Here is a 25,460-nt window from a genome sequence, read left to right on the forward strand (position 1 = left end):
GGGATGATCGAGCTTTCGTCCAAGTGCGATCATGCGCCAAGGGGTCAGGACGATCGGGCCGGTTTCGGCGGCCAGAGCAAGCAGATCGGCATCCAGCGCCCCGAAGGCCGCAGCATGAAGAACGCTGTCGCCAAAGCGGCCGGCTTGGGGCGTGATTGCAAGAACCGGCGAAAGGCTTTCGTCCAAGGTCGTGCCTTGAGTGTCAAAGCTCTCGGTTATCGCGCCCGGCCAGTCGCGCATCCTGCCGCGGCCCGAACTGATGCCGTTTGCGCAAAAGGCGCTCAGGATGGCCGAAAGATGCCCTGCCAGATCGGCGCGGTTGGTGGGAATGCCCTGCGCGCGGCCATCGATGCGCAGCAAAAGCCGCGTCTCGCCCTGCCTATCGGGCGGTCTCGCGGCGCGTTCGAGACGCAGATCGGCGGGGCAATCGGCCAGCAGCCGCGCGGCACCGCAGTCGATGACGAGCCCGAATTTCGCGGGCAGATCGGGAAAGGCCGCAAGAACCGCCGCGCAGTCGCGGGCGAGCCCCCCGGGGTCGGAGCCATCCTCCTGCCCGAGCTGCGGCGCGATGGTGATCGCCGCAAGCGCGCCGCCCTGCGCCAGTCCGATGCGGTCCAAAGCCGCGCCTGCCTCGGCGAGACGGTCCCTGGCGATGCCGCGCAATTGCAGCGCGCCGCGGTTGGTCAGATCGAGTTGCCCGTTGCCCAGTTCCCGCGCAACCGCAGCGATCGCCGCGGCCTGTTGCGCCGTCAGGATGCCGCCGAAGGGTTTGAGCCGCAAAAGCCAGCCGTCGCCGCTTTCCATCGGGCGGCCCGGCGCGGGGCACCAGCCCTTGACGATATAGCCCCGATCAGGCGGGCGTACGGTCATCGTCGCCTCCGTCGATCATGGCCAGAACGGCATTATGGCGACTGTTCCAATGGCCCGAGCGGCGCAGATCGCGCAAAATCTCCATCATTCGCGCCAAAGCCTGCGGGTTCTCGCGCGACATGAAATCCGCAACGTGATCGTCGAGCAGGGTCGCGCCGGCGAAAGCGTCGAAAAGATGCGGCGGCACCCGACCGGTCAGCCGCGCGAAAGCCGCGAGGTGATCGAGCGAGGCGGCAATCTCGCCCGCGCCCCGCGCACCGTGGCGCAGCATCGAGCCGATCCATTGCGGCGAGGCCGCGCGGCTATGGATGATACGGGCAAGCTCCACGCCGATCTCGCGCAAGGTCACGCGGTCCTCGCGGGTGTTGTCGAGATGATAAAGCGCGGCATCATGGTCGAGCAGGCGCAGCGCGGCGGAAATCCCGCCGATATGGGCGGCGTAATCCTCGGCCATCAGCAGGTCGGTTTCGGGTAGATCCTGACTGTGCAGATGCGCCGAAAGCCCGCCCAAAGCAGCGCGCAGACCGGCGGCATCGGGGATCGCACCGCCTTGGCCGTCATGGCGGAAAGCCCCGTTTTCGAGCCATGCCGCGCCGATGCGTTCGGGGCTTTCGTCAAGCGCGATCCCCGTGCCGTAGACCCCGTCCCTCGGGCCGAAGACCCGCGCGGTGCTCGTGCCGTAAGGATTGTCGGCAGGCGTCTCGATCCCGTTTTCCACGCGGGCGGCCAACATTCTGGCCCCGAGCGTGAAAAGCTGGATCAGCACCGGAAAACTGTCGCGAAACAGACCTGATATCTTGAGGATGCAGCCGATCCGCGGACGCCCCAGCAACGAGAGCGGCACGACCTCCAGCCCTGTCACCCGACCCGTGCCCGCATCGCGCAACACCGAAAGCCCCGCCAGCGCCAGCGCCATCGCGAAATCCTCGCCGCCTGTGCGCATCGTGGCCGAACCCCAGAGATCGATCATCACCGATTGCGGCCAGTCGCCGTGATCTTGCAGATAGCTGCGGATGAACTCCTCGGCCATGGCGCGTCCCTTGGCCTCGGCCTCGGGCGAGGGCAGGGCGCGGGGATCGACCGCGTAAAGGTTGCGGCCCGTGGGGGCGACATCGCGCGCGCCGCGCCACGGGCTGCCCGACGGGCCGGGCGCGACATGGCGGCCCGCCAAAGCGCGGGCAAGCCCCTCGACCTCGCCCTCGGCCGCGCCCCAGATATGGAGCCCGTCGGTATAGCGGCTTTCCTTGAGCTCGCAGACGAAACGGTCGAGCGAGCCGAGCGCTTCGGGCGCTGCCGCAGGATCAAGCCCGAGTTCGGCGAAAAGGCCTAAGGCCTCGGCCTCGTCGCGGATCATGTCGGCCAAGCGGTCGCGGCGCGCGGGATCGATGCCGTCGGCCAAGGCATAGCGGTCGAGCATCTGCTCGAGGCTGACGAATTTCTCCGGCAGCTGCGCGGGTTTGAGCGGCGGGGGCATATGGCCGAGCGTCAGCGCGCCCAGCCGGCGGCGCGCCTGTGCGGCTTCGCCCGGATCGTTGACGATGAAGGGATAGATCACCGGCAGCGCGCCGGTCAGCGCCTCGGGCCAGCAAGTCCGAGACTGCGCGACGGCCTTGCCCGGCAGCCATTCGAGCGTGCCATGCGCCCCGAGATGGAGGATCGCTTTCACGCGGGTCGCAAGCCAAAGATAGAAGGCGACATAGGCATGGCGGGGCGGGGCGGAGAGGTCGTGATAGCCGCTCTCGCGATCCGCGATCCGGCCGCGCTCGGGCTGGAGCGCGACGAGATGCGAACCCTGCGCCACGGCGTGGAAATGGACCGCGCCGCCGTGGATCTGTGGGTCCTCCTCGGGCGTGCCCCAATGGTCGCGGAGCGATTTGCGCAGCTCTTTGGGTAGTCGGGCCAAGGCTTTGCGGTAGTCGGCGAGCGGCCAGTGCAGGGTGCGGTTGCGCAAAAGGGGTGCGAGTGCCTCGGGCTCTTCGCCCAAACCACGCAAGATCGCCTCCGCCGAAAGCGTGGCATCGAGGCCGACCGCATGGGCATCCAGCCACGGCTTGCCCGGATAGGTCGAAAGCACCAAAGCCAGTGCGGGCGCAGGCGCAGGTGCGGGCTCGGGTTGCAATGCGCACCAGCCCAGCACCCGCGCGGCCAACGCCGCGATCCGGTCGGGCAGCGGGTGGTGGCGGGGGAGCGCGATTTGCAGATCGGGGTCATGGCGTCCTGCCTCTTTGACCGAGATGATCTGCGCGGGAACGCGGCCGTCGACCTCGGGCAGAACGACATGCATCGCCATATCGGCCGGCGACAGGCCGCGGCTGCTCTCGGCCCAAAGACGCGCCTCGGCGGTCGACAGTACCGCCTGGAAAACCGGCGGGCCGGAGCGGAGGGCACAATCGGGATCGCCGCTCGAGAAGGCGGTGGTATTGACCACGGCAAGCGGCGGATTTTCGGCAAAAGCCGCATGCAGGAAGCGCTGCGCTTCTGCCGATTTCAGCGAGGGCAGGAAGATCCCCTGCGCCGTGACGCCTTTGGCCGCGAAAGCCGCGATCAGCGCATGGATCGGGGCGATGTCGCCCGCAAGGAGCCACGCGCGGTAGAAGGGAATGGCGATCCAGCCTTGCGCCCTCTTCGTGGCGGAGCTTTGCGGGTCCAGCCAGCCCGCTTCGGGCAAGGGTTCGGGCAAAGGCTGGGCGAGGGGATCGGTCTCGGCCGCGAACTCTCCACCCGCCAAAAGCCGCAGCGCGGCGGCTGCCGCCTCGACCCCGCCGATCGCGCAAAGCCGGTTCAGCCGGTGCCACAGGGCGGCATCGACATTCGACAGGCCCATCAGCCCCGCATCCACGCCCCCGTCGCCGCGCAAAAGCACTAGCCGGATGCCGCGACGGCGGGCGAGATCCTGCAGGGCCATGACTCCGTGGGGCCAATAGCTCTGCCCGCCCAGAAGCCGCACCAGAATGGCGCGTGCGCCCGAAAGCGTGGCCTCGATATACTGATCGACCGAGACCGGATGCGTCAGCCGTGCCAGCGGCGCGAGGCGAAGCGGGGGCAGATGCTCCCGCCCGTCGTGCCAAGCCTGGGCAAAGGCCCCAAGATCGCTGTCGGAAAAGGACAACACGGCAAGATCCGCGGGGCTTTGCCCGAGATCTTGCGGCGTGGCGCTTTCTTCAAGCCCGCCCTTTTCGCGAAAGACGACATGCATCAGCCGACAAGCACCTTGCGGATGGCGGCGGGGTCGATGTCGTGATGCTCGGCGATCACCACGAGCTGCGAATGGCGCGGACCCCGCCACGGCTGGTCGTATTGGTGGCGCACCCGCGCTCCGACGGCCTGCACCAAAAGCCGCATCGGCTTGCCCGCAACCGCGACATGACCTTTGACACGCAGGATATGCTGCTCGCGGGCAAGGCGCTCGATGCGGGCGGCCAGATCGGCGGGATCGGTGATCTCGGGGAGATCGACCACGATGCTTTCGAAATCCTCGTGTTCGTGATCGTCGGCCCCGTCGTGATGCGAGGGGCGCGCGGCCAGATCGTCCTCGGCCTTGGCCTCGAGCCCGAGGATCACGCGCGGATCGATCACACCTTCGCTGATCTCGATCACCGGCAGGCTGCGCTGGGCGATCGCGGCAAGGCGGGTGCGGGCTGCGGCTTTGACCGCCTCGCTTGCGAGATCGGCTTTGGTCAAAAGCACGATATCGGCGCAGTTGACCTGATCCTCGAAAACCTCGGCCAGCGGGCTGTCGTGACCGGAGCCTTCGGTCTCGCCCTCGTCAAAGGCGCCTGCGGCCAAGGCCTCGCTGTCGGCCAAAGCGATCACCCCGTCGACGGTAATGCGCGAGCGGATCGCAGGCCAGTCGAAGGCCTTGAGGAGAGGCTTGGGCAGAGCCAGGCCCGAGGTCTCGATCAGGATGTGGTCGGGCGGCTCGGGCAGGGCCAGAAGTTGCTCCATCGCGGGCAGGAAGTCGTCGGCAACCGTGCAGCAGATGCAGCCGTTCGCCAGTTCGAGGATGTTGTTTTCGGGGCAATCGCTGCTGGCGCAGGATTTCAGGATCTCGCCGTCGACGCCGGCTGTGCCGAATTCGTTGACCAGAACCGCCAGCCTTTTGCCGCCGGCATTGCCGATCAGATGGCGGATCAGCGTGGTTTTCCCCGCGCCGAGAAAGCCCGTGATCACGGTAACGGGGGTTTTGGCGAGAGTTCGGGTGCGGGTTTCGGCAACAGTGCCGGAAAGCGGGGCGGTCGTCGGAAAAGTCATGCCGGATCCTTTGCGGGGCTGGGCGCAAGCGGGGTTGCAATAAGGGAGGGGGCGGGAAGCGGCGGGATGCGCGCGACGGTATTCTTGCGAAAGAGTGCCGAGCGTTCGCGCCACGGCACGATCCCGTCTTCGCTGTCGCGGTATTGGCGCGCCATGGTGGCGACCTCGCCGGCGTCGTCGGGGGCAAGGCCGCCCTGAACATAGCTCCATGCGCCGGGGCGGCTCAGCGCGACGGCGCAGCCCTCGGCGCAGGCCTGAAGGCAGGAGGCGGGGACGATGCGGATGCCTTCGGGCAGGTCTCCTGCCGCGACCGCCGCCAAAAGGCGCGCGCCGGGCACGATGCCGTCCTCGGGCACGGGCTGGCCCATGCGGCAGGTCTGGCAGATGTACAGCGTGGTTTCCACAAGCGCCCCTTCGGTTTTGCGAAAGGGCGGGCGGAGGGGGCAAGGGCGGGTGGTCCGATGCCATCCATCCGCGGCACACCCCGTCCGCATCATTGGTTATCTCGCAAAGGCAGGTCTCCCGGCTTGCGGATCTGGGCACGGGGCCCGCGCTTCTCCTGCCTTCCCGGGACAGGCCCAGTGGCGGTGGAGAAGCTCTCCGGTCACGGTCGCGGGGGCGGCTGCACTCGGGCCTTCGGACGCGCGTTTGACGCGGCGCTGTCGGGCTTGGTGCATTCCCTCTTAGCCTGTGTCGCCACAGGAACCATTGCCCGCCCTTGATGCCGCCAAGCCGCGCGCCAAGTCAAGCCGCGTTCGGGTTGCCGATTGGTGCCGGTGGTGTCGGGCCCGCATTCCGCCCCCGCCGGACCAGCGCTGCGGGCTTGCCAGAGGGGCGCGTGCCGGACTAGGCAGAAAGGCGAATCCCTCTCCGGCCAAGGCCGGAACGTTGCGGCAAACCCGTCCGGAAAAGGTTGATACTCGACATGATGAATGACGCGCAACATGCGGAAAAAATGCAAAAAATCAAAGCTGCAAAGGATCGCGTCAACGAGGAGCGTCAAGGCGAGAAGGGCCTGATCATCGTTCATACCGGCGCGGGCAAAGGCAAGTCATCCTCGGCTTTCGGCATGGTCATGCGCGCCATCGCCCACGAGATGCCCTGCGCCGTCGTCCAATTCATCAAAGGCAGCCGCGAGACCGGCGAGCGCCGCCTGCTGACCACCCATTTCCCGCATCTGTGCCAGTTCCACACGATGGGCGAAGGCTTCACTTGGGAGGTTCAGGACCGCGCCCGCGACATTGCTGCGGCGCAGGCGGGTTGGGAGAAAGCCAAATCCCTGATCCGCGATCCGGCGATCCGGTTTGTGCTACTCGACGAGATCAATATCGCCTTGCGCAACGACTACCTTGATCCGGCCGAGGTCTGCGCCTTCCTGCGCGACGAAAAGCCTGCGATGACGCATGTCGTGCTGACCGGCCGCAATGCCAAGCCCGAGCTGGTCGAACTGGCCGATCTCGTGACCGAAATGGCGCTGGTGAAACATCCGTGGCGGGCGGGGATCAAGGGGCAGGCGGGGATCGAATTCTGATGCCCGCGCTGATGATCCAAGGCACCGGCTCGAATGTCGGGAAGTCGCTGATCGTCGCGGGGATCTGCCGCGCCTTGCGCCGCCGCGGGCTTTCGGTCGCGCCGTTCAAGCCGCAAAACATGTCGAACAATGCCGCCGTGACCGCCGATGGCGGCGAGATCGGGCGGGCGCAGGCGCTGCAGGCGCGCGCGGCGGGGCTTGCGCCCCACAGCGACATGAACCCCGTCCTTTTGAAGCCGGAAAGCGAGATGGGCGCGCAGGTGATCGTGCAGGGCAAGCGGCTCGGTGCTTTTCGCGCGCGCGATTACTGGGGGATGAAGGCCGATCTGATGGCGGCGGTGCTCGAAAGCTTTCGCCGCCTCGAAGCCGCCCATGACATCGTGATCGTCGAGGGCGCGGGCAGCGCGTCGGAAGTCAATCTGCGGGCGAGCGATATCGCCAATATGGGGTTTGCCCAAGCTGTGGGCCTGCCGGTTTTTCTTGTCGGCGACATTGATCGCGGCGGGGTGATCGCGCAGATCGCGGGCACGAAAACGGTTATCGCGCCCGACGATGCAGCGCGGATAAAAGGCTTCATCGTCAACAAGTTCCGCGGCGATCCGCAGTTGTTCGATGCGGGCTATCAAGCGATTGCCGCGCTTTCGGGCTGGGAGGGGATGGGCGTGGTTCCGGCCTTCCCCGAGGCCCGTCTTCTGCCCGCCGAGGATGCGCAGGACATCGAAGGAAATTCGGGTCGGGGCGCGGTTCGCGGGGCGTTGAAAATCGGCTGGCTCGTGCTGTCGCGGGTCGCGAATTTCGACGATCTCGACCCTCTGGCGGCCGAGCCGGCCGTCGATCTGGTCGCGATCCGCGCCGGTGAGGCGATCCCCGGCGATCTGGATCTTGTGATCGTTCCGGGCAGCAAATCGACGCGCGGGGATCTCGCCTTTCTGCGGGCGCAGGGCTGGGATATCGACCTCGCCGCCCATCACCGGCGCGGCGGCCGCATTCTGGGGGTCTGCGGTGGCTACCAGATGCTCGGGACGATGATCCATGATCCCGAAGGGCTCGAAGGGGAAGCGGGCAGCAGCGCGGGGCTGGGACTTTTGTCGGTCGAAACGGTGCTGCAATCGGGCAAGGTTCTGCGCGAGGTCAGGGCGCACCACGAGGCGAGCGGTGCCGCGATGCGGGGCTACGAGATCCATCTGGGCGAGACCACTGGCCCCGATCGCGCGCGGCCCTTTGCGCGGATCGGGCAAACTCAAGGGTCTTCGCCGGAAGGCGCGGTTTCCCGCGATGGCCGTGTCGAGGGCAGCTATCTTCACGGGTTGTTTGCCGATGACGGTTTCCGCGCGGCCTATCTCGGCGGCTTCGGTGCGGTCTCGGATCTGGCCTATGACGCCAAAATCGACGCGGTTCTTGATGCTTTGGCCGACCATCTCGAGAGCCATCTCGCTCTGGACCGCATGCTCGCGCTGGCGGGAGTGGAACCTTAACCGCACCCCAGATGCAGGGCGAGCGGCCGGTCATGGAGCGGGGCAAAGCACGCGACCGTTCGGGCGTGATCGGCCGCGAGCTGGCGCAACAGGCAGCGCAGCATCAGACGCGGCGCCTTGCGGAACTCGGCTCTCTCGGGTGCGGCGCCGCTCAGGATCAGGTCCCGCAACTCGTGCTGTTGCGCGCGATAGGCATGGCCGAAATGCTCGGCAAAAGGATGGGGGCCGAGGCTCGCGCGTTTCGCGGCGGCAATGCCCGCAAGCGCGAAACCTTCCGGCAGTTGCAGATGGCGCGGGAGGAGCTCGGGGCCGGTCGCGCCGCATTTGAGCAGGATCAGGCCGAAATTGCACGATGCGGGCAGGCTTGAAATCGTCTCGTAGGCCTGAACGCGGTAATCGCGGTCAACCGGAAAGGGCGGGGTTTGCAGCGTGAGGGCCGACAGCGCGGGGCCGGTCGCGAAGCTCCAGCCGCATTGCGCCAAACGATCGGCCAGCGCCCCTGTCAGAGGCGCCGGCCTGAGTTGCGAGAGGCTTTCCGCCACGGCTCAGGCGGTGCGTTTGGGCAGGACCAGCGTGAAAAGGACCAGCCCGAGAACGACCCAGCCCACGAGGCCCACGCCCAAGGCGCGGCTCGCGAATTCCGAGGCGAGTTCCGGCGGAGCGGGACCTTCGAACACATGGACCGCCGGTGCGCCGATCACATGGGGGGCCGCGATCAGGGCGATGGCCGGAGCCCATGCCCGCCAGCTTGTGCCGAAAGCGATGAGCCAGAGCCCGAGGCCGGAGGCGAGCACGGTCGCACCCCACCAGAGCTGGCGTTGGCCGAGATCGGCGGCGGACATGCCCGGCAGCTCGGGTGCAAGTCCCAAGGCGGGGAGGAATTGCACCGCGAGAAAGCCCGCAAGGCCCCAAAGCATCCCGTCGCGCGGCCGCAGGTTTTGGCCGCGACCCAATGCGATCAGCAGAACGGCAAGGCCGAGCAGCCCATATCCCGCATAGATCAGGATCGAGAACAAGACCGTCAGCGCGTCGCGCTTGAGGTCAATGCCGCCGGACACCCCTTCATCAGCCGCGGGGGCTGCTGTCGGCGCGGTTTGGTCCGCAGCGTGGTCGGCCGCATGGTCATGGGGCTGCGCCCCGTCCTCTGCCTCGCCGTGGTGGTGGGGCGCGGCGCTTGCGAAATGGACGCGCTCGCCACCCTCGTAAAGCTCGGCGTGCAAAAGCACCGGCTGGACAAGCCACAGCTGCAACAGGGCGGCAATCAGCCCTGCAGCAGCGCCAGCGATCAAGGCGCTGGACAAAGATTTCAGATCCATGTGCGGTTAGTGGCAGGGATAGCCGGCCGCATGGCGCAGGTCATGGGCCGCATCATGCAAGGTTTCGGATTGGGCAATGCCCGAGAGGAAAACGAGGCCCAAACCAAGGACCGTGGCCAGAATGATCGTGGCCCGCGGGCTCGATTGTTCGGCGGAAGTTACGGCATTTGCCGTTGCGATCATACGCGACATGTCAGCTCCTTTCCGTCACACCCGACGGAGGTTGATTGATCGTCAGAGATCGGTCTCCTGACTCGCGGATCATCATGCTCGCGGCCTTCCCAGTGCGTGGCACCAGTGGCTTTCTCGCTGCATTCTCCGCTCACAGTCGCGGGGGCGGTCGGGTTCGAAACCCAGTTCCCATGTTGCAAGCAACATCTCTGACCAAGCGACTATGTGGCGGTCGCTGTCCGGTTGCAAGCCTTATGCCGTCGAAGGCGGGCATTTGCTCTGGTGCTCTCGGGAGGCACAAATGAAAACTCCGGCCGCAGCGGGCCGGAGCAAGATCTTGCGCGGTGGGCGTTCTCAGCCCGAGATCGCGTTCAGCCCGAGGAAGATGATCGCCGACAGCACCGCGGCGGCGGGCAGGGTCACGACCCAGGCGGTCGCGATCGTCGTGACATGGGTGCGGCGCACCAGTTTGCGGCGGCGGCGCTCTTCGGGGCCGAGCTGGTCTTCGACCGGCATGGCGACGCGGGCCTTGCGCAGGCGGCGCTCGGCATCCCATTCGCGGAAGAAACCCACGCCGAAAATCGCGCCGACCGCGATATGGGTCGAGCTGACCGGCAGGCCCATGCCGCTTGCCACGATCACCGTCAGCGCCGCCGAAAGCGCGACGCAGAAGGCGCGCATCGGGTTGAGCTTGGTGATCTGGCTTCCGACCATGCGGATCAGTTTCGGACCGAAGAGGAACAGTCCGAACGAGATCCCGAAGGCCCCGATGAGCATGACCCACAGCGGGATGCTGACGTTTTCCGTGACCGCACCCGATTGGGCCGCCTCGACGATGGCGGCCAACGGGCCGACGGCATTGGCGACATCGTTCGCACCATGAGCAAAGCTCAGCATCGCGGCCGAGACGACGAGCGGGATGCCGAAAAGCGGCTTGAGCGATTTGTTGCGGTTCTCCGCGCCTTCGGACTGGCGACGGATCACGGGGATCATGATCAGCCAGGTCGCGATGCCGATGCCGAGGCCGATCAGCAGGCTGCCCGTCAGCGTGACCTCGATCAGCTGGCGCAGGCCCTTGAGAGCGAGATAGCTCGAGAAGGTGCCCGCCATGATCCCGACCAGAACCGGCACCCACAGGCGCGCGGCGGCGATCTTGTCGTCGCGGTAGACGATCTGGGATTTGATGAACCACAGGAAGGCGGCCGCAATCGCGCCGCCAAGCAGGGGCGAGATCACCCAGCTTGCCGCGATGGTGGTGACATTGCCCCAGTTCACCGCGCCGAAACCGGCAGCCGCGATGCCTGCGCCCATGACGCCGCCCACCACCGAATGCGTGGTCGAGACCGGCGCGCCGATCCAGGTCGCAAGGTTCACCCAAAGCGCCGAAGACAGCAGCGCCGCCATCATTGCCCAGATGAAGGTCGCCTGCGTGCCGATGCTTTCGGGCGCGACGATGCCGCGCGAGATCGTGGTGACGACATCGCCGCCCGCAATCAGCGCACCCGCGCTTTCAAAGACCGCCGCGATGATGATCGCGCCGCCCATGGTCAGCGCATTGGCCCCGACTGCCGGACCCATATTGTTGGCCACGTCGTTGGCGCCGATATTGAGCGCCATATAGGCCCCGAAGATCGCCGCGACGACGACGATCATCACATTGTTGGAATGCCCCAGAAGGACCGCTGCGACCAATCCGGCCAGCAGGATGAAGACAAAGGCGATCCCCGGCGCGACGAGCGGGCGGGAGATATAGCCGGTCGCCACTTCCAGGTTCGAGAACCGGCCCAGATCGCGGTCGAGCGTCTCGAGGTGACGGGCTTCTAAATCGTTTTGGGCCATGGCCTACTCGTTGTTTGGTCGCAGGTCCGTAAGCCGAGATCAGCCACAGTTCAACCTTCCCTTTGGAAACGGCGCAACGTCAGGGCGAGTTTGCGCGCTTTCGGCACCGGAGAGGGGCGGGAAGTTTCGCGGCGGGAACGGCCGGAAAAAAGGCGGGCGGCTGCGGTTGTTTTGGGGAAAGACGTTCTGCGGGAAAACGGAATGCTCTGGTGACCGCGGCAATCTAGCGCAGAATGCTGCGGTCGAGAACATGATCCTTTGCAGTTCCGCCTCGCGCGGTCTGGGCCGCGGTCTGGGCGCGGTCTGCCTGCAGCCTGTCGTCCCCTTTAGTGGCCGCAATCGCGGCTTGCATTGTAGAGCGCGGGCCTGTCTCTTTCGCCTAAGCCGGCCCCGCGCCGGAACGACTGCCCTCCGCCGGCGTTGTTTGGCGTTGCAGGAGGGTTAACCTTTGTGAAAAAGACCACGCAACAGTTTAATCAGGAACGGGATTTTGTGATGACAATCCGCCATCAGCTTCTTGCCACTCTGTCGGTCGCGGCGCTTGCGATCTCTGCCGGTACCGGCTGGAGCCAATCCGAAAACGCCGCGCGCGCCGCTCTGGAGGCCGCCCAGGCTGCAGCGGATGCCGCTGCGGAAGCTGCCGATGCCGCGACCGACGATGCCGTGGCGGCCGTCGAGGTGGCGGTTGCCGCGAGCGGTCAGGCACAATGCGGCCCCTCCATTGCGGGCCCGTGGCTGGGCGCTTCGGCAGAGGAATCGGATATTTCCTCGGTCGACGAGCCGCTTCAGGCGCGCTTTCTCGACGAAGAGAACAATATCTTCGGCTTCCGCGTGACGGACGGGAATCAGAGGATCCGCATCGAGGCGCGTTCCAATGCCGACGGCGACCCCTCGGTCACGTTGCTCGACAGCGAGGGCAACGAGATCGGCAGCAATGACGATATGGAAAATTCGCTCAATTCGCTGCTCGAGATCAATGTCGCGCAGGGCGATTACTGTCTGCGCATGGGCGAGCTGCGCGATACGGTCGATGTGACCGTGCAAGTCGGCCGCGACGGCCAGCAGCCCTTGATGGAAAGCACTGCGCTGACCTGTTCCCCCGACACCGAGGCCGAGGCTTTCGCAGCCGAATCCCTCGAGCTGGCACTGGCCAAGGGCGAGATCACGTCGGCAGGCAGTGCCGAGCGCAACCGCTATCTGCGCTTCACGCTTGACAAGGCTTCGCCGGTCTCGCTGCGCGCGCTCGGCGACGGCAGTGTCGATCCGCAGATCGCGCTGTTCGACCAAAGCGGCCAGCGCATCGCGATCAACGACGATGCCGACGGTCGCAACTCGCGCCTCGACTTCTCGCCGGTTCTCGAAGCAGGGCGTTACTGCATCGGCGTCGGTGCGGTGAATGGCGGCGCGCAGGGCACGATCACGGTCTCGGCCAAGACGCTCGATCCGCAGGAATACATCCGTCGCGCCGCCGCGCGCGGCGAGCTGCCGCCGGTCGACGACAGCTATCCGGTCGCGCCGCTTGTGTTCAAGCGCACCCAGGGCGAGGTCATCCTTCAGGGCAGCTCGGCCAATTGGTTCGGTTTCGAACTCTCCGAGCCGACCTTGATCGGGATCCGCACGCTGGGTTCGCCCTCGGGCGTCGATACCAAGCTGGTGCTTTTTGATGCCTCGGGCCGCGTGGTGCAGGAAAACGACGATTCAGACGACGGCCGCAATGCGCGCATTCTGCCGGTTCTGCTGGCTCCGGGCAGCTACAAGCTGGCGCTGACCGATATTTCGGTGCTCGACCAGATCGGCGCGCCTTTGCGTCCGGTGGTCATCCTCGCCGAGAAATATGTCGCGGTCGACGACTGATCACGCGGCGGTTTCGCGAGAATAGACGAGAAGCGGCGCGGTTTTCGCGCCGCTTTTCTTTTGGCCCGGCTGTGCCGTGCCCTAGCCGCATTTCGAATAGCCGCAATTGAGGCAGGTCATGCAGCCCTCCGCCATATGCATTCCGGGCTGGCCGCAATTGGGGCAAAGCGGCCCGAGGGGCTGCGTCATCACCGCGCCTTCGGCGTCGGGCGGGTTTTCGCGGGGCAAAGCCTTCGGATCGGATTTGAGCGCCATGCCTTCGCCCGCCAGAAAGCCGGTCGCGATCATATGGCGTTCGATCACCGAGCCGATGGCGGCGAGGATCGAGGGCACATAACGCCCCTCGATCCATGCGCCGCCGCGCGGATCGAAGACGGCTTTGAGCTCTTCGACGACGAATGACACATCGCCTCCGCGCCGGAACACCGCCGAGATCATCCGCGTCAGCCCTACCGTCCAGGCGAAATGCTCCATGTTCTTGGAGTTGATGAAAACCTCGAAGGGGCGCAGCCGGCCGTCCTGCACCACATCGTTGATCGTGATGTAGATCGCATGTTCCGAACCGGGGAATTTAAGCTTGTAGGTCGCGCCTTCAAGGCTGGCGGGCCGGTCGAGCGGGCGGGTCAGGTCGGGGGCGGGTGGCATAGTTGCCTTGGCCACGGCGGGCGTATCGGCGAGCGAGAGCACCGATCCCGTCACCGCATTCGGGCGATAGGTGGTACAGCCCTTGCAGCCCTGATCCCATGCCGCGAGATAGACGGTCTCGAAATCACCGAAGGCGATATCTTCGGGGCAGTTGATGGTTTTTGAAATCGAGCTGTCGACCCATTCCTGCGCTGCCGCCTGCATCGCGACATGATCAAGCGGCGACAGGGTCTGGGCATTGACGAAATGCGCGGGCAGGGGGGCATCGCCGTGGATCTCGTGCCAAAGGCGGATGGCGTAATCCTCGACCTCCTCTTCGCGGCGGCTGCCGTCCTTTTGCAGCACTTTGCGGCGGTAGCTATAGGCAAAAACCGGCTCGATCCCCGAACTGACATTGCCGGCATAAAGCGAGATGGTGCCCGTCGGCGCGATCGAGGTCAAAAGCGCGTTGCGGATGCCGTTTTCGCGCACCGCCGCGCGGATGTCGTCATCCATTCGCGACATGAACCCCGAGGCGAGAAAGGCTTCGGCGTCGAATAGCGGAAAGGCACCTTTTTCACGCGCCAGATCGCTGGACGCCAGATAGGCCGCCCGCGCGATCGCCTTCATCCAAAGGCGGGTCTGGTCGGCGGCGTCATCCGCGCCGTAACGCAGCCCCACCATCATCAGCGCATCGGCAAGCCCTGTGACCCCGAGCCCGATGCGGCGCTTGGCGCGGGCCTCGGCCTCTTGTTGGGGCAGGGGAAAGCGGCTGGCGTCAACGACATTGTCCATCATCCGCACCGCCACCCGCACCAGATCATCCAGCGCCGCCGGATCAAGAGCGGCATCGGGGGTGAACGGGTTCGCAACCAGCCGCGTAAGGTTGATCGAGCCCAGCAGGCAGGCGCCATAGGGCGGCAAGGGCTGTTCGCCGCAGGGGTTCGTCGCGGAAATCGTCTCGGCGTAATGGAGGTTGTTTTGCTGGTTGATGCGGTCGATGAAGATCACGCCCGGCTCGGCATAATCATAGGTCGCGCGCATGATCTTTTCCCAAAGCTCGCGGGCGCGGATGCTGCGGAAAACCGCGCCGCCAAAGCGCAGATCCCAAGGCGCATCCGCGCGCACCGCCTCCATGAAGGCATCCGTGACGAGAACCGAGAGGTTGAACATCCTCAGCCGGTTCTTGTCCTGTTTCGCGGTGATGAAATCCTCGATATCGGGGTGGTCGCAGCGCATCGTGGCCATCATCGCCCCGCGCCGAGAGCCTGCCGACATGATCGTGCGGCACATCGCATCCCAGACATCCATGAAGGACAGGGGACCCGAGGCATCGGCGGCAACCCCTTTGACCGCCGCGCCGCGCGGGCGGATGGTCGAGAAATCGTAACCGATCCCGCCGCCCTGCTGCATGGTCAGAGCGGCCTCTTTGAGCATGTCGAAAATCCCCGCCATGCTGTCGGGGATCGTGCCCATGACGAAACAGTTGAACAGCGTCACCGAGCGGTCCGTCCCCGCGCCCGCCATGATGCGGCCTGCGGGCAGGAATTTGAAATCCGAGAGCGCGGCGTAAAAGCGGTCCTCCCAGAGGGCGGGGTCTTTCTCTATCCGCGCGAGATCGCGGGCAATGCGTCGCCAGCTATCCTCGACGCTCAGATCGAGCGGCGTGCCGTCGGCCGCCTTCAGGCGGTATTTCATATCCCAGATCTGTTCGGCGATAGGGGCGGGGAAGCGGCTCATCGGCGGTCTCCTTGACGCGCTCCGTTTGAGGCGGGGCAGTGTCAAGATAGGCCAATCGCGCGCTTTTTTCTACCTGTGCTCTTGGGCCGGAAGCTACGGAATCAGGCGGGCGGTTTGCCTTGCGCCAGCTCGTCGATCACCTGCTGCCACAGCGCGGCGGGCTGTGCGCCCGAAACCGCATGTTGGTCGGCGATGATGAAGGTCGGGACCGAGGAAATGCCGCGCCCGCGGGCATGGACCTCGCGGCCGACGACCTGTTCGACATCGGCATCGGTCGCCAGAAGGCGGCGGACCATCGCACCGTCCAGCCCTGCGCCTTCGCCGATTGCGACCAGAACATCGGGGTTGGAGATGTTTTTCCCCTCGCGCCAATAGGCCCGCATCAATGCCGACATGACGGGGGTCTGTACCCCCTCCATCCCCGCCCAATGGAGCAGGCGGTGGGCGTTGAGCGTATTGGGTACGCGCTCGATCAGCGAGGGGTTGATCCAGAGGCCGAGGCGCTCGGATGCCTCCATCACCGGCCCCATTGCGGCGAGAATGCCTTTTTCGTCGTCGAATTTCATCTTCATGTAATCGACATAGGGCATGCCTGCTGGCGGCATTTGCGGATCGAGACGGAAGGGATGCCAACTGATCGCGAAAGGATGGTCGGGGCGGCTTTCAAGGGCGCGGTCCAGCTCTGCCTTGCCGATCATGCACCAGGGGCAGACGGGATCGGCGAAAATATCGAGGCGAACAGAGGTCATAGGCGGTCCTTGGAATGGGTCTCGCGCAGGGCGCGGCGGTTGATTTTTCCGGTGGCGGTGCGGGGCAACGCGTCGAGATGGATATAGGCACGCGGTTGTTTATATCCAGCCAGATCGCTCGCGGCCTTGTCGCGAAGTGCTTCTTCAGGGGCCGTTCCGGTCCAGAAAGCCGCGATGATCGAGACACCGGCGCGCAGGGTGATCTCCGCCACGGCCAGATCGCCCGCTTGCGCGACCTGCGACAAAGGCGTCTCGATCTCGGGGGGCGCGACGCGAAAACCGCCGGCATTCATGAGGTCGTCCGTGCGCCCGAGCATGGCAATCGCGCCGTCATCCGCCGCAACGGCAAGATCGCCGGTCAGAAACCAGCCGTTGGTGATGCGCGCGGCGGTCTCTTGCGGCTGGTCGAGATAGCCCAGACAAAGCCCCGCATCATCGGCGGAAACCGCGAGCCGCCCCGCAAGACCCGCGCCGAGCGACCGGCCGAGATCGTCGAGCAGGGCGACTTTGCGGCCGCGTTGGGGATAGCCGGCCGTGCCGGTGGGGGCAGGGCGGGAGGGACTACCCGAAAGGAAGGTCGAGCATTCCGACATGCCCATCGCCTCGTGCAGATCGGTGCCGGTACGCGTGCGCCATTCCTGCCGCAGCGCGGGCTCGAGCCTTTCGCCTGCACAAAGCCCGTGGCGGAGTGCGGGCCAGTTCGGCCAGCCGGTCTGCAGCATCTTGCGGAAAACGCCCGGCGCACCGGCCAAAAGCGTTGCGTGATGGCGGGCAGCCAGCGTGGCCACAGCCGCGGGCGGGGTGCCGTCGGCGGGGATCAGGGCAGTGGCGCCGATGGTCCAAGGATCCATCAGTCCGGTGCCGAGAGTGAAGCTCCAGTTGAAGGCGCCGGCATGGAGCAGGCGGTCGTCGGCGCGAAGCCCGGACCAATCCTCCATCATCATGCGGCGCGCGAGGATCGCGCGATGGGCATGGGCGACCGCGCGCGGCTGGCCCGAGCTGCCCGAGGTGAAGAGGATATAGGCCAGACGATCGGGCGGGCCCATGTGCCAGCCGGCCGGCGGCAGGGCCGCAAAACCGCTCAGGGCGCTTTCGGGCAGAACCGGCGCGGGATGGTCGGGCAAAGCGATGCCGTCGCCCGCGATGACCAAAGCGGGGCGGATGGTTGCGGCGAGGCGGGTGATTTCGGGGGCGGTCAGCTGGGCCGAGCTCGGCACCGGCACAAGTCCCGCGGCAATCGCGCCCAGATAGGCAATGGGAAAGGCCGGCCTATTGCCGAGACGCAGCAAAATGCGGTCTCCGGGCACAAGGCCAGCCTGCAAAAAGCCGCTCGCCGTGCCGCGAATGGCGGCAATCAGGCGGCGGTAGCTCCAGATTTCGGGCTCGAGCGCCGGATGAAGAACCGCCAGAGCGATCTTGTCCGGCGTGGTTGCGCCAGCTGTGAGCACATGGCGCGCCAAATTCATCTGGATCGGGGGCTCGGTCATCCGGCACATCCGTGATCTGGACCCCGGGCGACATGTCAGCCTGCGGCAATGCCGTGGCGGCCTCCCGGAAAAAGCAAAACGGCCCGTGCGGACGGGCCGTTCCAAATCTTAGGCCCAAAAATTAGAGCAGGGTGATGTCGCTTGCCGAGGAACGACCGTCACGGCCTGCCTGCAGCTCGTAGCTGACCTTCTGGTTGTCGTTCAGCCCGGTCAGACCTGCACGCTCAACAGCCGAGATGTGAACGAACACATCTTTGCCGCCGTCGTCGGGCGCGATGAAGCCAAAGCCTTTGGTGGCGTTAAACCATTTTACGGTACCGGTAGCCATTACCGTCTCTCCTTAGTAATTCCTGTCTGCGAGATTGCAGCCCAGGCCGTGCAGCCTTTCCGTTCATCAGCCCGGCTGCCCAGTTAGGGAGGCGGTAGAAAGTCGTGCTCACGCGCAAACGGTTGCGCGATCTGCCGAAAAAAACAAGTACAAATGCGCGAAACTCGTCGTTCCGCGCACTCATGTGGTCATAAATCGGCGGATCAGCGCTGATCGGGCGGCGTGGACTCGGCTTTGAGTTGTGCCAGCACCGTATCGAGCGCCAGTGATTCGCTGCCCTGCTTGTCGAGACGGCGGACCGAAACCGTGCGTTCGGCGACTTCCTTCATGCCGACCGCCATGATCACCGGTACTTTGCCGACCGAATGCTCACGGACTTTGTAGTTGATCTTTTCGTTGCGGGTATCGGCTTCGGCGCGGATGCCGGCCGCGCGCAGGGTCGCCACGACCTCGTGCACGAAGTCGTCCGCATCCGAAACGATCGAGGCCACCACGACCTGACGCGGCGCCAGCCACAGCGGGAATTTGCCCGCATGGCTTTCGATCAGGATGCCGATGAAGCGCTCGAAACTGCCCAGAACCGCGCGGTGCAGCATATAGGGGCGGTGCTTGGCGCCATCTTCGGCGATGTAATTGGCATCCAGACGCTCGGGCAGGTTGGGGTCAACCTGCAACGTGCCGCATTGCCAATCGCGCCCGATCGCATCGCGCAGAACGAATTCCAGTTTCGGGCCGTAGAAGGCGCCCTCGCCCGGGTTCAGCTCGAAGCTATAGCCCGCTTTGGTGCAGGCATTGGCCAGAGCCGCCTCGACGATGTCCCAGCTTTCCTCGGAGCCGATGCGGTTCTCGGGGCGGGTCGACAGCTTGATGCGGAAGTCCTCGAAGCCAAGGTCTTTGTAGATCATCGACAGGAAATCGATGAATTTCTTGGTTTCCGGCTCGATCTGGGCTTCGGTGCAGAAGATATGCGCGTCATCTTGGGTAAAGCCGCGCACGCGCATGATCCCGTGCAGCGCGCCCGAGGGCTCGTAGCGGTTGCAGGCACCGAATTCGGCCATGCGCAGGGGCAGGTCGCGATAGGATTTCAGACCGACGTTGAAGACCTGCACATGGCAGGGGCAGTTCATCGGCTTGAGCGCATTGACGGTTTTTTCACGGGCATGATCCTCGTCGACTTCGACGATGAACATGTTTTCCTGATAGTTTTCCCAATGGCCCGAGGCTTCCCACAGCTTGCGGTTCACGACCTGCGGGGTGTTGACCTCGACATAGCCGCCGCGGCGCTGCTGGCGGCGCATATAGTCCTGAAGCGTCGTATAGATCGTCCAGCCGTTCGGATGCCAGAAGACCTGACCGGGGGCCTCTTCCTGCATATGGAAGAGATCCATCTCGCGGCCGAGCTTGCGGTGGTCGCGTTTGGCGGCCTCTTCCAGCATCGTCAGATGGGCCTTGAGATCGTCGCGGTTGCGGAAGGCGATGCCGTAGATGCGCTGGAGCATCGGACGCGAGCTGTCGCCGAGCCAATAGGCCCCCGCGACATGCGTCAGCTTGAAGGCATCGGCCGGAACCTGCCCCGTCGTTTGCAGATGCGGGCCGCGGCAGAGGTCCTGCCAGTCGCCGTGCCAATACATCCGCAGATCCTCGCCTTCGGGGATGCGGTTGATCAGCTCGACCTTGAAGGGCTCGCCGCGCTCTTCGTAATAGGCGAGCGCGCGGGCGCGGTCCCAGACCTCGGTGCGGACCGGATCCTTGGCGGCGATGATCTGGCGCATCTTCTGCTCGATCTGGCCGAGATCTTCGGGGGTGAAGGGCTCCGCGCGGTCGAAGTCATAGAACCAGCCGGCATCGCGGACCGGACCGATGGTGACTTTCACATCGGGCCAGATCTCCTGCACGGCGCGGGCCATGATATGGGCAAGGTCGTGGCGGATGAGTTCGAGGGCAGGGGCCTCGTCCTTCATCGTATTGATGCGCAACGTGCCCGAAGCCTCGATCGGCCATGCCAGATCGATATGCTTGCCGTCGAGATTGGCCGAGATTGCGGCCTTGGCAAGGCTTGGCGCGATGGAGGCGGCGACTGCGCCGGCCGTGGTCCCTTTGGGGTACTCACGAATGCTGCCATCGGGAAAAGTTAGCGAGATCTGGTCGGCCATGTCTGGCTCCTCGTCGGTTTGGCGCCCACGGAACGCCCGGTTGCGGGTGAATATTTCGGTTGAGGGTTGTGGACAGATTGTACGCGAGAGTCAATGCAGCGGGCGGTGACGGATGCCGTCGCGAAACGGAGTGCGCGATCACCCGCCGCAAGGGGCGCGAAAGGGGGGGCGCGGCCTTGATGTTTGGGCCGAAAGCCCGTGCAGCCACCGGCGGCGCTACGCGGGGAATGGACCCCTCCGCCCATTGCGGCTATCGCTGTGGCGCAAGGTATCAAGGCAAGCAAGGGGTACAGCATGACCGATTATCTCGACACGCCGCAGGGACGCCGGATCGCCTATAACCGCACGGCGGGCGAAGGTGTGGGCATCGTTTTCCTCGGCGGTTTCCGTTCGGACATGCAGGGCACCAAGGCGGTCGCGCTCGAGGCTTGGGCGCGCGAACAGGGCCGTCCCTTCCTGCGCTTCGACTATTCCGGCCACGGCGAGAGCAGCGGGACTTTCGAGGAGGGCGCGATCGGCGACTGGCTTGCCGACGCCAAAGCCGCGATCTCCGCCTTGACCGAGGGGCCGCAGGTTCTGGTCGGCTCCTCGATGGGGGGCTGGATCTCGCTTTTGATCGCGCGCGACATGCCCGAGCGCGTCGCGGGTCTGGTCACGATCGCCGCCGCGCCCGATTTCACCGAGAACGGCTTTTGGGCGGGCTTCAGCGATGCGCAGCGCCGCATGCTGTCCGAAAACGGCCATGTCGAAATCCCCAGCGACTACGACGCGCCCTATGTCATCACCCGCCGCCTGATCGAGGAAGGCCGCAACAATCTGGTCTTTGCCGAGCCGCTCACGCTCGCGATCCCCACGCGCTTCCTGCAAGGCACGGCAGATGCGGATGTGCCGCAGGAATGGGCGTTGCGGCTGCTCGGCCATGCCAAGGGGCAGGATATCCGGCTCAATCTGGTCAAAGGCGCGGATCACCGTTTCTCGACCCCCGATTGCCTTCATCTGATCGAGGAAGCGACGGGCGAGGTGCTCGAGGCTTTGGCCTGCACGGCCTGAGCGGGCAAGCACCCTTCGGTTGAGGGCGGCCCGATAGCGAAAGGCCGGTCGCGGGACCGGCCTTTCGCATTGGTTGCGCGCTGTCGCGTCAGTGGGTGACGCGGCTTGCGTCGCCATTGGCCGCGGGCGCGGCTGCCGCTTTCTCTGCGGCCGAACCGGATTTGCGACGACGGCGGCGGAATTGCTCGTCATTGCCCGCAAGATTGTCGTCGATGAAATCGAGAACCAGCGGGCGGATATTGAGGCGCCAGCTTTTGCCCGCAAAGATGCCGTAATGGCCCGCGCCGGGTTCCAGATGCTCGACCTTTTTGTTCGCCGGAACATTGGTCGCCAGACGCAAGGCCGCGACGCATTGGCCGGGGGCGGAGATGTCGTCGTTCGCGCCTTCGACGGTCATGATCGCGACATCTTTGATCTTGCCCAGATCGACTTTCTTGCCGTCAACGGTGAATTCGTTCTTGGCGATCTCGAGCCCTTTGAAGATGCGCTCGACGGTCGAGAGATAGAATTCCGCCGTCATATCCATGACCGAGAGATATTCGTCATAGAATTTGTTGTGGCGGTCATGTTCCGAGCCCTCGCCGCGCGCCTCGGCAAAGATCTTGTCGATGAAGGCCGAGGTATGGGTTTCGGCATTCATCGCGATAAAGGACGACAGCTGTGCAAGGCCCGGATAGACCATGCGGCCCGCGCCACGGTATTTGAAGCCGACCTGCTGGATCATCAGATGCTCCAGCTCGCCCATGGTCATGCGGTTGCCGAAATCGGTGACTTCGGTCGCGGCGGCATCGGGATCGATCGGGCCGCCGATCAGCGTGAGGGTACGGGGCTGCGAGGCGGGGTCTTCTTCGGCGAGGATCGCGGTCGCGGCCAGAGCCAGCGGCGCGGGCTGGCAGATCGCGATGACATTGGTGTCGGGGCCGAGGAAGCGGAAGAATTCCACCAGATATTTGGTGTAATCCTCGATATCGAACTTGCCGGCGCTGACGGGGATGTCGCGGGCATTGTGCCAGTCAGTGATATAGACGTCGCAATCGGGCAGAAGCGAGGCCACGGTCGAGCGGGTCAGCGTGGCGTAATGGCCCGACATCGGCGCGATGATCAAAACCTTGCGCGGCATCGGATCACGGCGCGCAACGCGGAAATGCACCAGATCGCCGAAGTCCTTTTCGAGCACCGGCTCGACATAGATGATATGGTCCTGACCATCCTCGCCGGCGATGGAGGGGATCTTCCAGTCGGGCTTGATGACCATGCGGGCAAAGCTGCGCTCTGTCACGCGGCCCCATGCCGACATCAGCTTGAACATCGGGTTCGGCATCAGCGCGAATTGCGGGTAGGAGGCGATGGCGCGGGCGCTCGCGCCCATCCACTCGTTGGTGTTCCGGATCGCTTCCAGCGCGTCGTAAGAGATGATCCCCCGCAGGCCTTTGTACTTCATGAGGCGTTTACTTTCTCTGATGTAATCATCGCACGACCATGTGCGCCTTTACCTGCGGTCCGCGCTAGGCATAATGTCTGTTATAAGTAGGGAGGATTTAAATTTATGACAAGCAGAGAGGACAAGCCTGAGCTTCCGCCGGAACTGTCTGAAACCAGTACAAACTCCTCCGACTCGGGCAAGACGGCAACAGATTCGTCCAATCTGACGGCAAAAGCGCCGGTTTCTTCCTCGCGAATCGCGTCGGCCAAAAGCGCGGCCGCCAAGCGCAAGGCACCTGCTGTTTCCGGTAAAGCCGCAGCCCTATCCGGCAAGGCCGAGAACAAGGGTGACGCAGCCGGAAAAGAGGGGGCAGGGGCGCGCAAAGCGGCCGCCCCCAAAAGCGATGCCGATAAACCGCGTGCGGCGGCCAGCAGGGCCCGCGCGACCACACGCAGCGATACCCGCACCACCACGCGCAAAAAGCCTGCCGCCGCGCGACCCGTCGCCGTAGCCTCGGAAGCCGTCGCCGCGCCCAAAGAGCGGCCTGCAGCATCGACGCCCGCAGCCCCCGCCCAGTCCCGCGCACCTGCCCCCTCACCGGCCCCCGCCGGGCAGCAGGCTGCGGCGAATGCCGCAGCGCAAAAGTCCGGCGATGCGACGGGCGAGGCCGCTGCCACCAACCCGACCGCCGCCTTCGTCGAGGCCGCCTTTGGTCCCAACAGCAGCCTTCCCGGCCAGCTCGTCCAGAATATCGAGCGCATCGAGGGGCTGACCCAAAGGCTGATGGCCGCGCTTTCGCTGCGCCGCCCGGTCAATCCCGGTGTCGAAGGGCCGGGTGCCGATTTTTATGCCACCGCGACGACCGCATGGCTCAAGCTTCTGGCCGAGCAGCCCGCCCGCATTCTTGGGCAGCAGGTCAGCTATTGGGGCGAGACCCTGCGCCATTTCGCGGAAACCCAGCAGGCGATGGCGCGCGGCCAGTTCACCCCGCCGCCACAGGACCTGCCGAAGGACCGCCGCTTCTCGAACCCGCTTTGGGAAAGCCATCCTTTCTTCAGCTTCGTGCGCCGGCAGTACTTCATCAATGCCGATGCGATGGAGAAAGCCGCCTACGATCTCGAGATCGACGATGTGATCGAGCGGCGCCGCGTCGAATGGTTCACCCGCCAGATCATCGACATGATGGCACCGACGAACTTCCTTGCGACCAACCCCGACGCTTTGGAGAAAGCCGTCGCGACCGAGGGGGAAAGCCTTGTGCAGGGGCTTGAAAACCTCGTGCGCGATGTCGAGCAGAACGGCGGCGAGATCGTCGTCTCGCTGGCCGACCGCAATGCCTTTACCGTGGGCGAGAATATCGGCACCACCGAAGGCACGGTCGTCGCGCGCACCCATCTTTACGAGCTGATCCAGTACAAACCCTCGACGCCGCAGGTTCATGCCGTTCCGGTGGTGATGTTTCCGCCCTGGATCAACAAATACTACATCCTCGATCTCAAGCCGCAAAACAGCCTGATCAAATGGATCGTCGATCAAGGTTTCACGCTTTACGTCGTGGCCTGGAAAAACCCCGATGTGAGCTATGCCGATACCGGCATGGACGATTATGTGCTGGCCTATCTCGAGGTCATGGACCGCATTCAGGACCTCACCGGCGAGCAAAAGGTCAATGCGGTCGGCTATTGCATCGCGGGCACGACACTGGCGCTCACCTTGGCGCTGCTGAAAAAGCGCGGCGATGACCGCGTGAACTCGGCGACCTTCTTTACCACCTTGACCGATTTTGCCGATCAGGGCGAATTCACGACCTATCTGCAGGATGATTTCGTCGACGGGATCGAGGGCGAGGTCAAGGATAACGGCATTCTGCCCGCCTCGCTGATGACGCGGACCTTCAGCTTCCTGCGTGCGAACGATCTCGTCTGGGGGCCGGCGGTGCGCAGCTATATGCTGGGAGAGACACCGCCCGCCTTCGATCTGCTGTTCTGGAACGGCGACGGCACCAACCTGCCGGGCCGGATGGCGGTCGAATATCTGCGCGGCCTTTGCCAGAAGAACGCCTTTGTCGGCGAAGGCTATGACGTTCTGGGCGAGCGGGTGCGGATCTCGGATGTGACGCTGCCGCTTTGCGCCATCGCCTGCGAGACCGACCATATCGCGCCTTGGCGCGACAGCTGGCGCGGCATTGCGCAGATGGCCTCGACCGACCGGACGTTCGTTCTTTCTGAATCGGGCCATATCGCAGGGATCATCAATCCGCCGAGCAAGAAGAAATACGGCCATTACACTTCGGATGCCGGTTTCGGCGGCGAGAGCGAAGACTGGCTGAAGCAGGGCCAATATCACGAGGGCAGCTGGTGGAACGGCTGGGGAGAATGGTTGGCGAAACGCTCGGGCGGGCTGGTCGAACCGCGCGATCCGGGCGAGGGTTTCGGACCTGCACCGGGTGAATTCGTCCATGAGCGCGCCTGATCCGATCGGGAAAACAGCGACTTGAACGGTTTTGGCGAATAATTTCTGCACCGCAGCAATAAATGTCTTGAAATGCTGCGGTGCAGAATGTATCTAACGGTCAAGGAAAAGTTGTAACGGCAGCTCT

18 protein-coding genes, 1 pseudogene and 2 riboswitches are annotated in these 25,460 nt (G+C 64.8%); of the genes and pseudogenes, 5 read left to right on the forward strand and 14 right to left on the reverse strand.

Annotated elements, in window-relative coordinates; genetic code table 11:
* Positions 1–624: 624 nt before the first annotated feature.
* The 4 genes and pseudogenes from ACFFUC_RS04605 to ACFFUC_RS04620 form a co-directional block, all read right to left on the reverse strand.
* A pseudogene (locus tag ACFFUC_RS04605) lies at positions 625–870 on the reverse strand (ferredoxin-like domain-containing protein); the annotation flags it as partial.
* Complete coding sequence (cobN, locus tag ACFFUC_RS04610; RefSeq protein WP_377683976.1) at positions 851–4,066, reverse strand: cobaltochelatase subunit CobN; 3,216 nt, start codon at positions 4,064–4,066, stop codon at positions 851–853. The gene cobN and the pseudogene ACFFUC_RS04605, both read right to left, overlap by 20 nt.
* Positions 4,066–5,121, reverse strand: a complete 1,056-nt coding sequence (gene cobW, locus ACFFUC_RS04615; RefSeq protein WP_377683978.1) for a cobalamin biosynthesis protein CobW — start codon at positions 5,119–5,121, stop codon at positions 4,066–4,068. Before cobW ends, cobN begins: the two co-directional genes overlap by 1 nt.
* Entirely contained in the window at positions 5,118–5,525 is a 408-nt protein-coding gene (locus ACFFUC_RS04620) for a DUF1636 domain-containing protein (protein WP_377683980.1), read from the reverse strand. The genes cobW and ACFFUC_RS04620 overlap by 4 nt, the downstream gene beginning before the upstream one ends.
* A 91-nt stretch (positions 5,526–5,616) precedes the next feature.
* Positions 5,617–5,846: riboswitch (cobalamin riboswitch) on the reverse strand.
* 200 nt (positions 5,847–6,046) lie between these two features.
* Between ACFFUC_RS04620 and cobO the strand changes: the two genes are divergently transcribed.
* On the forward strand, positions 6,047–6,652 hold the full coding sequence (cobO, locus tag ACFFUC_RS04625; RefSeq protein ID WP_377683982.1) for a cob(I)yrinic acid a,c-diamide adenosyltransferase: 606 nt from the start codon (positions 6,047–6,049) through the stop codon (positions 6,650–6,652).
* A complete protein-coding gene (locus ACFFUC_RS04630) occupies positions 6,652–8,127 on the forward strand; it encodes a cobyric acid synthase (protein ID WP_377683984.1) in 1,476 nt (491 codons plus the stop codon). Before cobO ends, ACFFUC_RS04630 begins: the two co-directional genes overlap by 1 nt.
* Here the strand turns inward: ACFFUC_RS04630 and ACFFUC_RS04635 are convergent.
* From ACFFUC_RS04635 to ACFFUC_RS04650, 4 genes are all read right to left on the reverse strand, one after another.
* A complete protein-coding gene (locus tag ACFFUC_RS04635) occupies positions 8,124–8,669 on the reverse strand; it encodes a hypothetical protein (protein ID WP_377683985.1) in 546 nt (181 codons plus the stop codon). The genes ACFFUC_RS04630 and ACFFUC_RS04635 overlap by 4 nt on opposite strands.
* A 3-nt stretch (positions 8,670–8,672) precedes the next feature.
* Entirely contained in the window at positions 8,673–9,443 is a 771-nt protein-coding gene (locus tag ACFFUC_RS04640; RefSeq protein WP_377683987.1) for a CbtA family protein, read from the reverse strand.
* A gap of 6 nt (positions 9,444–9,449) precedes the next feature.
* Positions 9,450–9,635, reverse strand: coding sequence for a CbtB domain-containing protein (locus ACFFUC_RS04645; RefSeq protein ID WP_377683989.1), 186 nt, complete (start codon positions 9,633–9,635; stop codon positions 9,450–9,452).
* 30 nt (positions 9,636–9,665) lie between these two features.
* Positions 9,666–9,840, reverse strand: a riboswitch (cobalamin riboswitch).
* 128 nt (positions 9,841–9,968) lie between these two features.
* Positions 9,969–11,453, reverse strand: a complete 1,485-nt coding sequence (locus tag ACFFUC_RS04650) for an inorganic phosphate transporter (protein ID WP_377683991.1) — start codon at positions 11,451–11,453, stop codon at positions 9,969–9,971.
* 495 nt (positions 11,454–11,948) lie between these two features.
* Here ACFFUC_RS04650 and ACFFUC_RS04655 point away from each other — a divergent pair, with 495 nt between their 5' ends.
* Positions 11,949–13,307, forward strand: a complete 1,359-nt coding sequence (locus ACFFUC_RS04655) for a DVUA0089 family protein (protein ID WP_377683993.1) — start codon at positions 11,949–11,951, stop codon at positions 13,305–13,307.
* 81 nt (positions 13,308–13,388) lie between these two features.
* Here the strand turns inward: ACFFUC_RS04655 and ACFFUC_RS04660 are convergent, their stop codons facing one another.
* From ACFFUC_RS04660 to thrS, 5 genes are all read right to left on the reverse strand, one after another.
* Positions 13,389–15,671: an adenosylcobalamin-dependent ribonucleoside-diphosphate reductase gene (locus ACFFUC_RS04660; protein ID WP_377683995.1), complete on the reverse strand. Its 2,283-nt coding sequence runs from the start codon at positions 15,669–15,671 to the stop codon at positions 13,389–13,391.
* A 101-nt stretch (positions 15,672–15,772) separates the two neighbouring features.
* A complete protein-coding gene (locus ACFFUC_RS04665; RefSeq protein WP_377683997.1) occupies positions 15,773–16,420 on the reverse strand; it encodes a DsbA family oxidoreductase in 648 nt (215 codons plus the stop codon).
* Positions 16,417–17,907: a class I adenylate-forming enzyme family protein gene (locus ACFFUC_RS04670; protein WP_377683999.1), complete on the reverse strand. Its 1,491-nt coding sequence runs from the start codon at positions 17,905–17,907 to the stop codon at positions 16,417–16,419. The genes ACFFUC_RS04665 and ACFFUC_RS04670 overlap by 4 nt, the downstream gene beginning before the upstream one ends.
* Positions 17,908–18,028: 121 nt before the next feature.
* Positions 18,029–18,235: a cold-shock protein gene (locus ACFFUC_RS04675; RefSeq protein WP_377684001.1), complete on the reverse strand. Its 207-nt coding sequence runs from the start codon at positions 18,233–18,235 to the stop codon at positions 18,029–18,031.
* A 203-nt stretch (positions 18,236–18,438) separates the two neighbouring features.
* A complete protein-coding gene (gene thrS, locus ACFFUC_RS04680) occupies positions 18,439–20,388 on the reverse strand; it encodes a threonine--tRNA ligase (RefSeq protein ID WP_377684003.1) in 1,950 nt (649 codons plus the stop codon).
* A 294-nt stretch (positions 20,389–20,682) separates the two neighbouring features.
* Between thrS and ACFFUC_RS04685 the strand changes: the two genes are divergently transcribed.
* Positions 20,683–21,438, forward strand: a complete 756-nt coding sequence (locus tag ACFFUC_RS04685) for an alpha/beta hydrolase (RefSeq protein ID WP_377684005.1) — start codon at positions 20,683–20,685, stop codon at positions 21,436–21,438.
* A gap of 88 nt (positions 21,439–21,526) precedes the next feature.
* Here ACFFUC_RS04685 and phaZ read toward each other — a convergent pair whose 3' ends face one another.
* Positions 21,527–22,879, reverse strand: a complete 1,353-nt coding sequence (phaZ, locus tag ACFFUC_RS04690) for a polyhydroxyalkanoate depolymerase (protein WP_377684007.1) — start codon at positions 22,877–22,879, stop codon at positions 21,527–21,529.
* A gap of 105 nt (positions 22,880–22,984) precedes the next feature.
* Between phaZ and phaC the strand changes: the two genes are divergently transcribed.
* Positions 22,985–25,333 (forward strand): class I poly(R)-hydroxyalkanoic acid synthase, encoded by a 2,349-nt coding sequence (phaC, locus tag ACFFUC_RS04695; protein ID WP_377684009.1) that lies wholly within the window; start codon positions 22,985–22,987, stop codon positions 25,331–25,333.
* Positions 25,334–25,460 lie beyond the last annotated feature (127 nt).

Origin of the sequence: Paracoccus cavernae (genome assembly GCF_042430175.1) — a bacterium.
In the GTDB taxonomy this organism is placed as follows: domain Bacteria; phylum Pseudomonadota; class Alphaproteobacteria; order Rhodobacterales; family Rhodobacteraceae; genus Paracoccus; species Paracoccus cavernae.